10 protein-coding genes are annotated in these 12,965 nt (G+C 47.8%); 2 read left to right on the forward strand and 8 right to left on the reverse strand.

Annotated elements, in window-relative coordinates; genetic code table 11:
- Positions 1–3: 3 nt before the first annotated feature.
- The 5 genes from NDK19_RS00445 to aroC are packed head-to-tail and all read right to left on the reverse strand — an operon-like array spanning position 4 to position 7,562.
- Positions 4–786 carry a DUF4292 domain-containing protein gene (locus NDK19_RS00445; protein WP_250629854.1) on the reverse strand — a complete coding sequence of 261 codons (783 nt, stop codon included), beginning with the start codon at positions 784–786 and terminating at the stop codon, positions 4–6.
- Between the two features lie 13 nt (positions 787–799).
- A complete protein-coding gene (locus NDK19_RS00450; RefSeq protein ID WP_250629855.1) occupies positions 800–2,566 on the reverse strand; it encodes a tetratricopeptide repeat protein in 1,767 nt (588 codons plus the stop codon).
- A complete protein-coding gene (locus NDK19_RS00455) occupies positions 2,566–3,594 on the reverse strand; it encodes a sugar phosphate nucleotidyltransferase (protein ID WP_250629856.1) in 1,029 nt (342 codons plus the stop codon). Before NDK19_RS00455 ends, NDK19_RS00450 begins: the two co-directional genes overlap by 1 nt.
- 51 nt (positions 3,595–3,645) lie before the next feature.
- On the reverse strand, positions 3,646–6,411 hold the full coding sequence (locus NDK19_RS00460) for a T9SS type B sorting domain-containing protein (protein ID WP_250629857.1): 2,766 nt from the start codon (positions 6,409–6,411) through the stop codon (positions 3,646–3,648).
- A 26-nt stretch (positions 6,412–6,437) separates the two neighbouring features.
- Positions 6,438–7,562: a chorismate synthase gene (aroC, locus tag NDK19_RS00465; RefSeq protein ID WP_250629858.1), complete on the reverse strand. Its 1,125-nt coding sequence runs from the start codon at positions 7,560–7,562 to the stop codon at positions 6,438–6,440.
- 120 nt (positions 7,563–7,682) lie between these two features.
- Between aroC and NDK19_RS00470 the strand changes: the two genes are divergently transcribed.
- Together NDK19_RS00470 and tsf are read left to right on the forward strand one after the other, a co-directional pair.
- Positions 7,683–7,832: a hypothetical protein gene (locus NDK19_RS00470; RefSeq protein WP_250629859.1), complete on the forward strand. Its 150-nt coding sequence runs from the start codon at positions 7,683–7,685 to the stop codon at positions 7,830–7,832.
- A 114-nt stretch (positions 7,833–7,946) separates the two neighbouring features.
- A complete protein-coding gene (gene tsf, locus NDK19_RS00475; RefSeq protein ID WP_250629860.1) occupies positions 7,947–8,780 on the forward strand; it encodes a translation elongation factor Ts in 834 nt (277 codons plus the stop codon).
- Between the two features lie 343 nt (positions 8,781–9,123).
- Here tsf and clpP read toward each other — a convergent pair whose 3' ends face one another.
- The 3 genes from clpP to NDK19_RS00490 all read right to left on the reverse strand — a co-directional run bounded on the left by clpP (position 9,124) and on the right by NDK19_RS00490 (position 12,661).
- Positions 9,124–9,798, reverse strand: a complete 675-nt coding sequence (clpP, locus tag NDK19_RS00480) for an ATP-dependent Clp endopeptidase proteolytic subunit ClpP (RefSeq protein ID WP_250629861.1) — start codon at positions 9,796–9,798, stop codon at positions 9,124–9,126.
- An 84-nt stretch (positions 9,799–9,882) separates the two neighbouring features.
- Positions 9,883–11,841, reverse strand: coding sequence for a GAF domain-containing protein (locus tag NDK19_RS00485; protein WP_250629862.1), 1,959 nt, complete (start codon positions 11,839–11,841; stop codon positions 9,883–9,885).
- 55 nt (positions 11,842–11,896) lie between these two features.
- Positions 11,897–12,661: a murein L,D-transpeptidase catalytic domain family protein gene (locus NDK19_RS00490; RefSeq protein ID WP_250629863.1), complete on the reverse strand. Its 765-nt coding sequence runs from the start codon at positions 12,659–12,661 to the stop codon at positions 11,897–11,899.
- Positions 12,662–12,965: the final 304 nt, after the last annotated feature.

Here is a 12,965-nt window from a genome sequence, read left to right on the forward strand (position 1 = left end):
TGCCTATTTGTTCCCCCTGCTGAAAGGAAACTTCAGCGGTTCGCGGGTTAGTTCTACTTTATTGTGCGTAAACCGAAACGAAAGCGATGTTTTATTGCCGCCCGGCGGCTCAAAGGTAAGGTCTGCATTGCACACAAAAGGGAAAAGCATGTTTTCTACGGAAGTAAAGTTGCCGTAAACTGCTTCCAAGCGATTGGGTGCGCTAAGGTCTTTCAGCGAAAGTTTTTCCATGCGGGCTGTTTGCTTGCCCACGTATCCTATCACGTCTATGTTGGATTGCTGCTTGCGCAAGAGGTACTGTTCGCCTTCGGGAATGGGGTTGGCTTGTCCCAAATCATAAGGCAAATTACCCAGCAGCGTATTTTGAATCAGTTGAAAATCAACGGGAATATCTAACCGTTTGCTGAGCGAATCGAACGTAAAGCCCAAAAAGTCGTTATTGAGCTTGTCCATGATGCGAACCGAATCGGGTGTGATGAAAATGCGGGCTGCCTCTATGCCCAATCCGGGGCGCAGGGAAATCCATATCGCACTGTCTTTCTTCATGCGAATATCTGCATTTGCATTAACATCGCGCCCGTTATTGACAAACACTAACCTGCCTTTGGCAGTGAGATAGGTGAAATCAAAAGCATTGAAATGATAGACACTTTCTTCCTTGCGGGCAGGAATGGGGGGGGGAGTGCTGCCTGTGGTAGCTACGGGAGGTTTTTGGCAAGCACTCAGCAAGGCCATCAGTGCCATGCCGGTATAAGCAAAGCGTTTTATCAGCGGGTAAATTAACATTGTCGGAAAAGATTTACTCAAACAGTTTTTTTTCTGCAATTTTTCGGTCTAACCACTGGCTGCCGGTGCCGTTTTTCTTGGCCAGTTGCCAATATTTCAGGGCTTCTTCGTTTCTGCCGACCTTATACAACACATCGCCGTAATGTTCCAGAATAGTGGGGTTGGAAGGGTTCAGGCGGGCTGCTTTTTCTAACAGCGGCAATGCGGCCGCATATTCGCCGCGTACATAGAGCACCCAACCATGCGTATCCAGATAGGTAGGGTTATCGGGCTCCAACTTAATCAGGCGAGCGGATAACTCCTTGGCCTTGTCCAGATTTTCACGGCGCAGCGAAAGGTAATAGCTGTAATTATTCAGCACGTAGCGGTTGTTGATGTCATACGTCAGTGCTTCCTCATAGGCTTTGTCGGACTTTTGGTATTGCTTTTGTCCATTGTAAGCATCTCCCAATTGCGGGTAGATGTTTTGCAGAAGTTCCTGATTGCCTATGGCCAACAATCGGCTTTGTTCCAAAGAAGCTACGGCCTCGTCATAGTTGCGATTGACCAAGTGGGCAGTACCGTTGTAGAACCAAAAAGTAGCATTGTTGGGGTAATACTCAATGGCCTGCTCGGTGTGGCGGGCAAGGTCTTTGTAGTTTTGCAGCATCAGGTCGGCGCGTACAAGGCCTACCCATGCCTGATAGTTATCGCCATTGAGTTTGACCGCTTTTTCGTAGTAACTTTTTGCTTCCGCGGCCTTGCCGTTTTCCAGCAAAATGGCGGCATATAAGCCCTGCATTTGCGGATGGTCGGGGAAAATCTGCATGGTTTTCTCCGAAAGCGACAGCAAAACGGTTTTCAATTGTGTATCATTGGTTGCGCTTGCTTGGTCGTACAAATCGGAGAGGACTTGGAGGCGAAGTTCTATTTCTAATTGCGGGTAGTCAAATGCTTTCTCGAGTGCCCTGATTTGTGCCTCTTTTTTGCCACTGCTTTTTGCCAAATCGGCACTCAACAGCAATACACGCGGCTCGTTGGGGAAAAGGTTCTCCAATTCCGCAATTAGTTTGCGTGCTTCTTCTGTTCTGCGCGTATTCATCAGCAGTTCTACCTGCGTAATGTAAGCGTCGGGGTCATCGGGCATGGCTTCTATCAATTTTCTGCCTTCTTTCAGTGCACCTTCGGGCTGATTCATTGCCAGATAGAGTTTTTGTTTGCGCTGAATAACGGCAGGTTCTAAGCCAACCTTTTTTTCCAATTCGTCATAAATGCGGATGGCCTCTTTGAACTTGTTTTGATAGAGCATCGCATTTGCCAAGTCGTAGTAATAACCCGGTTCATTGGGCTTTAAAATGACTAATTTGGCAAATATTTTTTCGGCTTCATCGTACCGTTCTTGTTTTTCGTAAATTTCTGCCAGCAGGCTTAAATAATTGGGATTGTCTTTGGAAAGGTTGAGTGCTTGCTGTATCAGCCGAACGGCGTTTTTATAGTCTTCCATTTTCAGATAGGTGCGTGCCATCTGATAGGGAATGGCCGAATTATTGGGTGCCAGTTTTCGGCTTTCTTCCAGCGTACGCAGGGCTTTGCTGTAATTTTCGGAAAGGAAGTATTGCATGGCTTCCGTAAAGAAATACTCGGCGCTGTTTTCTTCTACTTCCCGTGCCATTTCCAACGAGTCGGCCGGTGGCTGAACGACCTGCTTTTTAGGCTTCTGTGCCCGGCCATCAAAAAACACCAATAGGCTTAACAGCGCTGCCAAGCCTATTGATGTACGTAAAAGACCTTTTCTGTTCATCAGAGTTTTACTTGCGTATAGTCGCCAATGCTTAAATCGGAAGCACGGCCTTGATATTTAACATGGCTGCCCAGCATAGAGTTTCCTATTATCGCGTTTTCAATCAGGGTATTCTGCTGAATCAGTGAGGAATGTACCACGCTGTTTTTTACAACCGAATGAGCCCCGATGGAAACATGCGGCCCGATAACGCTGTTGTGCAGTTGCACATTTTCCCCGATATAGACGGGCGGAATAATGATGCTGTTGTGATTTTTCACGGATGCTGCCACCAATGACTCCTGCAATTTCCCTGCCGACTCGCGCTCGTGCAAATAGTCCAAATAGCGGCTGTTGGTGCCTACCGTGCTGTCTTTATTGCCGCAGTCTAACCACTCGCTGATGCGCCCGGGAACAAATTTGAACCCTTTTTGCTTCATATTTTCCAGCGCATTGGTCAGTTGGTACTCGCCCTTGTCTTTAATATCGTTGTCCAGCAGATATTGCATCTCATCGCGAAGCATATCGCCGTTTTTCACGTAATAGATGCCGATGATGGCCAAGTCGGATACAAAGTGTGTGGGTTTTTCCACAAAGTCGGTGATATAGCCCTGTTCATCGGTCTTGATAACGCCAAACGAAGAGGGATTTTCCACACGCTGCACCCAAATGATACCGTCTTTGGTTTTGTCTAATGTAAAATCGGCTTTAAACAGTGTATCGGCAAAAGCAATTACCACAGGGCCGGTGATAGATTCTTTGGCACAAAGCAAAGCATGAGCTGTACCCAGCGGCTGGTCTTGGTAGTAAATCTTTGCCTTGGCTCCCATGCGTTCGGCAATAGCCGAGAGGTCGCGCTCAACCTGTGCACCAAAATCACCGATGATAAAGGCGATTTCTTCAATGGGTTCGTTGCAAACCACGGCAATGTCTTCCACCAAACGCTGAACAATTGGTTTTCCGGCAATTGGTACTAATGGTTTGGGAACGGTGAGCGTATGTGGACGCATTCGGGTTCCTCTGCCTGCCATCGGGATGATAATCTTCATAATCTGTTTGCGAGGTTAATAAGTGTTTTTGCCGAATATATGCGAAAAGGATTATTCCTGCAAAATAATCTGCACCCATCCTTTAAGTGTTTCACGGCTTACTTCGCGGCTAAGGCGACGGAATGTTACTACCGCTTCGTAGTAATACACACCGGCCGGCAACTTTGCGCCCGAATTGCTTACACCACGCCAGTTGATGAAAATATCGTTATCACTTTCATAGACCAATCCACCCCAGCGGTTGAATACTTTAAACTCCACTCGTTCTACAAATCGCGGGCAAACCAACGGACGGAAAGTATCGTTTTTGCCGTCTCCGTTGGGCGTAAATACATTCGGCAGTTCATAGTAGGGGCAGTTGTCGTTGCAAACAACGTTGCTCAGGCGGCTTTCATTGCCTGCACTGTCTAAGGCGGTTACCGCATAACAACCTGCTACCGTATTGATTTGCTCGTGAATAAATCGGGTATCGCGGATGTTGCGTCGCAAAATGCGCAGGGTATCACCTTCAAAAGGTGCAAAATACAGGTTGTAGCTTGCAATGCCCGTATCGCAAGGCGGGGTGAGATTAGGCCGCCAAGTCAGTTCATTTTTATAGACCGAATCGGCGCAGGTTGCGGGGTCTTTGGGGTTAAACCGTGAACAATCCAGCGGCACCAAGCTCAACACGGGCGGGCATGGGGCTGTCGTATCGCGCAAGGTTGAGCAGGCAATCTGCGACTTATTCAGCAGCGGCTCAAATATGTTCGGGTTGTCGTAAGTGCCTCGGGTGGTAACGTAGTAGCAGTAGCGTTCACGCTCTTGTAACGGTTGATTTTGGAAACGCCCGCGGTCGGTGTAAGTAAAGCCCCCTGTGCTGACATCCACGCTGTCTATCAGGTCAAAAGTGCCGCGCTGCGTGATGCGTTCCCTGTAAATCAGGTGACGGCGGAAACGTGCGGAGTTGTTGTTCCAAGGTACTTGAGCATTCCATGTGAGGTTGATAGCCCCGGCGGCAGGCTGTGCGGTCAAGCGCACCGATGAGGCCACTGCCGAACTGTCTATCAGCCGCCCTTGTGAGAAGAAATATACCCGATAGTTATACACGCGATTCTCCGTGTCCAGATTGCGGTCGGTAAACGACGTATCGTTTTCGGCGAATGTTTGCGGCAAGCGTATCAGGTTAGTGGTTGTGCCAAAACCTTCCGCGCGTGCTACCTGATAAGTCCATGGGCGGGGGAATCGTTCGGGTGTGATACCGATAGGCTTTACCCAACGCACAAAAATTTCTCCGGTGGCGGTGGCCGTGCGTTCTACGCTCACATTGGTAATCAGCGGCGCATTGGTTTGAACCGTTACGCAAACTTCTTGCGAAGCAATGCTTTCGCCGCCTTTCGGTTCGGGGAAGGTAGCAAAAATGCGGTAGCAGTAGGTAATCCCGGGTTGCATACCGCGCCCGTTGTTGTTGTCTATAAAACGACCTGTGGCAGGGTCTATTCTGCCGATGAGTTCATAGCCTGCCGATGCGGGGATGCCTGTTTCACACTGCCCCGGATTCCAGCCCGAAGTGCCTATGCGCCTGTAAACCAGCATATTGTTGGCATTGGGGCAGGTATAATTAGCCCAAGTGAGTGTAACGCTGCGGGTTTCGGGATTATACACCGCTTGCTGCAAATTGGGTGGCGGCCCTATCACGCGGATGCGATAGGTCAGATAGTCGGCCAATTGGTTGCGAATGGGGTTAGGGAAATCACGCGTAATGAAGGTGGCTACATACGGCTGTCGGCTGACATCGTTGCAAGTTGTTTGCCAGCGAAAAATGCTGCGGGCAGTACCTGCGGGCGGCTGCGAACGGATACTGTCCAAAGTGGCGCGGTTACTCGGTGCGGTAAGGTTGAACAGTTGCCCCGTGCCAAATATTGCCACGCCGTGGCGGTCAGCATCGGTGGCAACAATTAGGTCTTGCACCAGTGCTCCGGCAACTACGCAAGTATCTTTTGTGCGATTGGTAAATAATGGCGGACGGTTTACGCACTCGCGCACCAGAATCTGCATATCGCGGTTTACCGAGCCGATACGGATACCGTTGCGCCATTCATCTACAAAAAACGCTACGTTATATTCGCCCGGTTGAAGCGGTGCATCCCAAACCAAATCGCCTGTGACGGGGTCTAAGGTCAGGGTAGCAGGTTGATTGCCTGCTTCGGTAGTTGCATTGATACCGGGCACCTGATTCAGCGGATAATAAATATCTACGTTTTGGTTCAGGCTTTTTTTGGAAATGGTAAAACGGTACGACAAACTGTCGCCGTCGGGGTCAAAAGCACCGGGGTTGTGTTTGAAGCGGCGGCGCGTACATGCCAGAAAGTCCACCGGCGGGTTGGTCAAAATGGGTGAGGAATTTAGCCCCAAAAAAGGCGAAATCAGGAAAGTGGACTGAATGGCAAAAGATGTATTCACCGAATTGGGAATATTTACCACGCCCGCATTTCGGTTGCGGATAACCACACCCACGTTAAACTCGCCCGGCCCTGCAAAAGTATAGGTGGTGCGGTAAATATTTTCAGTCGTCAGGTTGCCCACAGAGCGAAAAGCCGTACGGCGTATCAGGCGCGAGGGTGAACCATCGCCAAAGAAAATTTCTATTTCCTCATCGGGCGGCACCCCTTCGTCGTCTGTATAAATAGTTACGGTAAACTCATAGGTGAGTGAGGTTCCGGGCAGTCTGCGGGCAATTAAATCCCCTGCCCGAATGTGTGTAGCATATACCGTCTGCGAAAAAGCCAACAGCAGCCATGCAAAACAGAATAAGGCAATGTGCCTGAAATATTTCATCATCTGATTTTCGGTTTAATGCAAATCCGCTACAAGGAGTTTTGTACAGGATAGGCTGATACAATATGTTCTAATTTAACCACTTGGTTGCGCAAAACAAAGTCTGCCATGACTAAGGCTGCCATTGCCTCAACAATGGGTACTGCACGAGGTACTACGCAAGGGTCGTGCCTGCCTTTTCCCGATACAACGACTTGTTCTCCGCTTTGGTTAATGCTTTCTTGGTCTTGCATGATGGTAGCTACGGGTTTGAAAGCTACGCGGAAGTAAATATCTTCTCCGTTGCTGATGCCGCCCTGTATGCCGCCCGAATGATTGCTGCGAGTGCGCACCTGACCTTTTTCATCTGTATAAAAAACATCGTTGTGTTGCGAGCCAAGCATTGCCACCCCATCAAAGCCGCTGCCGTACTCAAACCCTTTCACAGCGTTGATACTCAACATGGCTTTGCCGAGTTCGGCATGTAATTTATCAAATACAGGCTCTCCCAAACCGGCAGGCGCACCTTTGATTACGCAACTGACTACGCCTCCGATGGTGTCACGGTTTTTGCGAACCTCATCTATCAGGGCAATCATTTGTTCGGCCATCGCCGAGTCGGGACAACGGACGATGTTGCTTTCAATGGCAGCCTCCGAAAGGTCAAGTTGCAGGTAACTTTTATCAAGTTTCAGTGCGCCTACCTGCGATACGTAGGCTGCTATGCGAATACCCAAATGATTCAGAAATAGTTTTGCAACAGCGCCGGCGGCTACTCTGGCCAGTGTTTCGCGTGCCGAACTGCGCCCCCCGCCCCGATAGTCGCGAGTGCCGTATTTGGTTTGCCAAGTGTAATCGGCATGGGAAGGGCGGTATTTATCTGCAATATGCGAATAATCTTTGCTGCGTTGGTCTTCGTTCCAAACGGCTAAGGTGATGGGCGTTCCTTGCGTGTACCCCTCAAAAATGCCGGAGAGGACTTTTACTTCGTCGCCTTCTTGCCGCTGGGTAGTAATTTTGGACTGCCCGGGGCGACGGCGGTACATTTCCCGCTGTATAAAATCCAAATCAAAAGGGATACCCGCCGGACAGCCGTCTATCACCACACCCACTGCCGTGCCGTGCGATTCTCCGAAAGTAGTAATGCGGAATATTTTTCCGAAAGTATTGCTCATTTGCCAAACTGATTTCAAACAAAGATATAATCAAGTTTTGGCTTTGGCGTATAAATGGCTTACTTTTGCGCTGCATTTTAGCGTCGCAATTATTATTTCACTATAAAACAGCCTTTTACCATGAATAAAGCTGATATCGAAAAGCGCCTGCACGAGCTCAATGTGAAGCAGAGCAACATCATGAGCCAGAAAAAACAAAACCGCAACATGGACGAGCTGAAAGCCGTTCGCGAAGAGATGGACAGCCTGAAAAAACAATTAAAGGCTTAATTGGCACAGTCGGGTAATTGTGCCCGACTTTTTCACTTGCCTGAACCAACAAGCGACCCCGTAAGTTGCTCATTCCCAATACCTGAATTTTACATCTCAAAACATATTTCAATTATGTCTATTTCTGCATCAGACGTAAACAAATTACGCCAAATGACCGGCGCGGGCATGATGGATTGCAAAAAAGCCCTGACCGAAGCAAACGGCGACTTTGAAGCTGCGATTGATATTTTGCGCAAAAAAGGCCAGAAAGTGGCTGCTTCACGTGCAGACCGTCAGTCTTCTGAAGGTTCTGTATTCCTGCGCACCAGCGCCGACAACAAAGAAGGTTTTGCTATCTCTCTGAACTGCGAAACCGACTTCGTAGCTAAAAACGAAGACTTCGTAGCCATGGGCAACAAAGTAGCTGATATGGTAGCTGCTCATAAGCCTGCCGACATTGCAGCCATCAATGCCATGAAAATGGAAGACGGCCGCACCCTTGCCGAGCACCTGACCGACATGATGGGTAAAATCGGTGAGAAAATTGAAGTTGTAAACTATGCGCACGTTAAAGGTGAGCGCGTGGTAACTTACATCCACACAGGCGCTAAAGTAGGCGTGTTGGTAGCTATGAGCTCTGCATCAGAAGCTGCTGAGGCTGCCGGTAAAGACGTTGCCATGCAAATCGCCGCTATGCGCCCGCTGGCACTGAACCGCGAAGGTGTAGATGCTGCCGTTATTGAGCGTGAAATTGAAATCGGTAAAGAACAGGCTCGTGCAGAAGGCAAACCTGAAAACATGCTGGAAAAAATTGCAATGGGCAAGCTGAACAAATTCTACAAAGAGAATACCCTGCTCGAGCAGGACTTTGTAAAAGACAACAGCAAAAACATCAGCCAGTATTTGGACAGCGTTGAAAAAGGTCTGACCGTAACCGACTTCAAGCGCATCAGTATTGTAGGCTAATTTTGCCGAAAGTCAAACCTCATAAACAAATACCCCGAAGATGCATTTCAATCTTCGGGGTTATTTTTTTGCACGCAACCGCACGCATATGAGTAAGTTGGTCATTATACAAACAAACCTGACAGGCATCTAAGAGCTGATAGGTTTAAACATTTGTTTTTCAGCAATTTACACAAAAAATTTTTTTCGCAAGCCACTCGCACTTAATATATAAGCACGCAGATTAGGGCACGGATGGTCGCTGATTTAGGTACTCATACGAACAAATTCACGTCATCCGCAAAAAAAGAGTGTAAAAATTTGCTTGCTTACTCAAACAGCGGCAGCGTATCAACCGCAATACCTATTTTTTAGGTGCTAATACTTCATCAATCAGACCGTAGGCTTTGGCCTCTTCCGACATCATCCAGTAGTCGCGGTCAGAATCATTCCAGATTTTCTCGTAGGGTTGTCCGCTGTGTTTAGAGATGATTTCGTAGAGTTCCTTTTTAATCTTTTGAATCTCACGGTGAGTGATTTCAATATCGGAGGCCTGTCCTTGTGCGCCGCCCAGTGGCTGGTGAATCATTACGCGGGCGTGGGGTAAGCCCGAACGCTTGCCTGCCGCACCTGCACAAAGCAACACGGCACCCATGGATGCCGCCAGCCCCGTACAAACCGTAGCTACATCGGGTGTTACTATCTGCATGGTATCGTAAATAGCAAGGCCTGCATACACCGAACCGCCCGGGCTGTTGATGTACATAATAACATCTTTGGAGGGGTCGGTAGATTGCAGAAAGAGCAACTGCGCTACTACTACGTTGGCTACTTGGTCATCTATGGGAACTCCAAGGAAGATAATCCTGTCTTTCATCAGGCGCGAAAAAACGTCCATCTGAATCAGGTTCATGGGGCGCTCTTCCATAATGTAAGGAGTAAAATTGGTGATTGAGGTATCTATGTACTTATCAACCACCATGCTGCTGATGCCTTGTCCCTTAACAGCATATTTGCGAAATTCCTGTGAATAATTCATGCTTCAAATTTGATTTAGAAGTTTGGATTCCGTTCAAATGTAACGAAAATTAATCCAAAACCGCAAGGCTGACAAAATGGCTGTTTAGCGCTGTCCCTGCCTCAATTGCTCCAATTCTTTCATCAATTGGGCTCTTTCTTTGTCCTTTTTTACCTGTTCGTCAATATCGCGGAGGTAAATGACAAACTCGTCGGCATTGAGCTGATGAACGGTCATTTCGGCCATAAACACTGAGCGGTCTTTGCGCGTGATTTCCTGTATGTATGTTTCGCCCGATTTGAGCGTTGCAGGATTCAACTGCTTGGCAAAGCGGACGATGTTAGTGCCTAACAGCGCCTCGCGCGAGTAGCCGGTCATGTGGCAGAGGTTGTTGTTCATTTTCAGGATGTACCAATCGGCATCTACTTGCACAATGGCATCGGGCAGGCTTTCAATGATTTGCTCGAGCGATTCGGAAGAAGATTTGGCCATTTCCATATTGCGTGCCGATTGTTCCTGAGTGGAGAGCAACTCTTCCAAATTCTGGCGCATTTCTTCTTCCTGTACGCGCAGTTGCTCGGAGATGCTTTGCGACTCTTGCAGCAACCGCTGGGTGCGCTCGGCTACGAAAGTGGCGGCCAATGTGGAGGCAATATTCTCGGCAACGCGCTTCAAAAATTCCACACGATAGGTCGGTAAAACAGAAAATGAGGCTAACTCGATAACGCCGTACACCTCGTCGTTGAAAATCAGGGGAACGGCTACGATGTTTTTCGGGTTGGCATCGCCAAGGCCGGAACCTATCTCGATGTAGTTTTGAGGGATTTCGGTAATGAATAGGGTGTCTTTTTCAGCCCAAGCTTGGCCAATCAGTCCTTCTCCCCATCGCACGGTTTTGTTGCGCACTCTTTGGCGATTCCATGCAAAGGTTGCCATCAGTTCCATTTGCGGCTCCTGACTTTGCTGGTCTATCACAAAGAAGCAACCTTGATTGGCTTCTACATATTTAATGAGTTCGGACAGTACAACCTTGGTCAGGTTAGGTATAGAGTGGTTGTTAGCCCGCAGCAAATCAGCAAATTTGGCAGCACCTTCGTTTGCCCAGTTGCGGCGCGCATCTTCAATGGCCAGTTGTTTGAGGTTGTCGCGCATGGTGAGCAGGCTGTTGCCCAAGACATCATTATCGCCCAATTTACGGTAGCTGATATCGTAATCGCCGTTGCCGATATGTGTGGCAAACTCGCTCAACTTAGAAAGCCCGCCAATCAGTTGGTTGATGGCTTTCCCTATTTCTCCTATTTCATCGTTGGAAATAGTGGTAACAGGCGGGGGAATTTCGCCAATACTCAGGGTGCTCAATGCGCTTTTTATCTCGCGGATGGGTTTTATAATCTGACGGGAGGAGTACTGCCAAATAGAAATTGCAACAACAACTACGAATATGGCTGCAACCAATTCAAGCGACTTCTCGGATTGCAGATATCCCATAAAATTGCTGCGCACTTCGTTGCGGGCTACTTTTTCCTGTACGATTAGTCGGTCTAACCGTTGTGTGAGGTCGTTGGCCAGCGGTACGATTTTAGAGTTAAACAGGGTTTCCGATTCAAATCGTTTGATGGGGTCTTCGTAGTCGGTATCTGCATTGAGTGTTTGCATCACTACTTTTTGATTAGTAAAAAGTGTATCCACCCTTCGCATAATACCCTCCAGCAATTGCGATTTGTCAATCTGGCCGCTTTTTTCCAGATTATCGCTTATTTGTTTGAGTTCTATTTGCAGGCTTGTGAAATCATCGCTATGTATTTTGCGCAAAGTAAGTTTGCTCCCAATGTCTTTTTCGCGATAAATCCAGTCGCCGGTATATAGTTGCGACTTGATAACCAACGTGCGCAACTCTGTCAGTTGCAGCATGGCGCGGTCTTTCGTAATGTAATCCTTAGTGATGCTGTTAAGTATCTGCTGCGAAAAAGTATAGGTAGCGATTGCATTCACCAAGAAGATGAATGCAATCAGTAAAAGTCCCGCAGCAATTTTCAGTTGGACGCTGAAGAATGATTTATTCATAGATACCGCTCGTATGTCCCCCCTAAATTACACTTTTCAGGACATTTTCAATAACTCATATCGGAAAAGGCAGAAATGCCAGCAGTTGCTCATCCCAATTGCTCCTGTTGCCCCATTTGGAGGCGCGGTGATATTCGGGTGAGGGATGATAGATATATAAGCACGTGCCGCCTTTGATGGTTGAAATAATATCTTCTGCCAAATGCTCCGGAATGGCGGGGCAACCTTGGCTGCGCCCGATACGCCCCATTTTGGCGATGTGTGCTTCGCTTACGTAGTCGGCTGCGTGCATAACTACCGCGCGTTTGCGGGCATTGCTGTTAAATTCGCCCTCCTGCCCGTCTAAGTAAAGAGAAAGGCCGTGTTTTCCCTGATAGGTTTCACCTGTAATATAGAAGCCCAAACTGCTTTGATAAGAGCCTTCTTTGTTGGAAAACTTTTCGGCATAGTGCAGGCCGCTGTTTACTCCGTGTGCCACTAATGAATGGAACAGCACTCGCTGGGCGGCCAAATCAATCACCCAAAGGCGCGGCTGATGAGAAGGCAGCGAAAAGTCTATTACGGTCAATAAGGTTTTCCCCGATAATTTGTTGAGTTGCTTGAACTGCAAGTACCCAACCAGTGCTTTTCTGAATGCATCCGGATGCATTCCCTGACGGGCAAGGCCAAGTTTATCATACATAAACTGCACAGCCTGTTCCATTGGCACAATTACATGCCGCCATGATGAAAGAATGCGTGGGGTAGCATTTGCGGTGGAAGTAGTGCTAAGGCTAAAAAATACACATGCTGCGAGCAGCGCCAAATACTTGCGTACCATAGGATATTGTGTTGGTTAGAAATACTTGATTGCCTGTAATTTAACAGCAGAGTAAGTGTATTATTGCTAACCAACTTTTTTGAGAGAGAAATGTTTGCGTAAGATTCACTTTCGTTTTAACAAAAAAGCTGTGTAAAAAATGCTGTTACATAGGGTTAATTCGTGTTAAAACCCTAAAAAAAGGTCAAAAAAATATTGGTTAGATGCAACAAATGCTTATCGGGGACAAAAACTAACCATGTAAAGTTTATTGATGATAATGTAAGCCGTTGCACGGCTTTCGCTTTGGTTGCAATCTTGTTGT

The organism is Rhodoflexus caldus (assembly GCF_021206925.1).
Lineage (GTDB): Bacteria > Bacteroidota > Bacteroidia > Cytophagales > Thermoflexibacteraceae > Rhodoflexus > Rhodoflexus caldus.

Excerpts from the sequence above, each read along its gene's own strand:
- NDK19_RS00445 (WP_250629854.1), bottom strand. The coding sequence starts at position 786 with ATGTTAATTTACCCGCTGATAAAACGCTTTGCTTATACCGGCATGGCA.
- NDK19_RS00450 (WP_250629855.1), bottom strand. The coding sequence starts at position 2,566 with ATGAACAGAAAAGGTCTTTTACGTACATCAATAGGCTTGGCAGCGCTG.
- NDK19_RS00455 (WP_250629856.1), bottom strand. The coding sequence starts at position 3,594 with ATGAAGATTATCATCCCGATGGCAGGCAGAGGAACCCGAATGCGTCCA.
- NDK19_RS00460 (WP_250629857.1), bottom strand. The coding sequence starts at position 6,411 with ATGATGAAATATTTCAGGCACATTGCCTTATTCTGTTTTGCATGGCTG.
- aroC (WP_250629858.1), bottom strand. The coding sequence starts at position 7,562 with ATGAGCAATACTTTCGGAAAAATATTCCGCATTACTACTTTCGGAGAA.
- NDK19_RS00470 (WP_250629859.1), top strand. The coding sequence starts at position 7,683 with ATGAATAAAGCTGATATCGAAAAGCGCCTGCACGAGCTCAATGTGAAG.
- tsf (WP_250629860.1), top strand. The coding sequence starts at position 7,947 with ATGTCTATTTCTGCATCAGACGTAAACAAATTACGCCAAATGACCGGC.
- clpP (WP_250629861.1), bottom strand. The coding sequence starts at position 9,798 with ATGAATTATTCACAGGAATTTCGCAAATATGCTGTTAAGGGACAAGGC.
- NDK19_RS00485 (WP_250629862.1), bottom strand. The coding sequence starts at position 11,841 with ATGAATAAATCATTCTTCAGCGTCCAACTGAAAATTGCTGCGGGACTT.
- NDK19_RS00490 (WP_250629863.1), bottom strand. The coding sequence starts at position 12,661 with ATGGTACGCAAGTATTTGGCGCTGCTCGCAGCATGTGTATTTTTTAGC.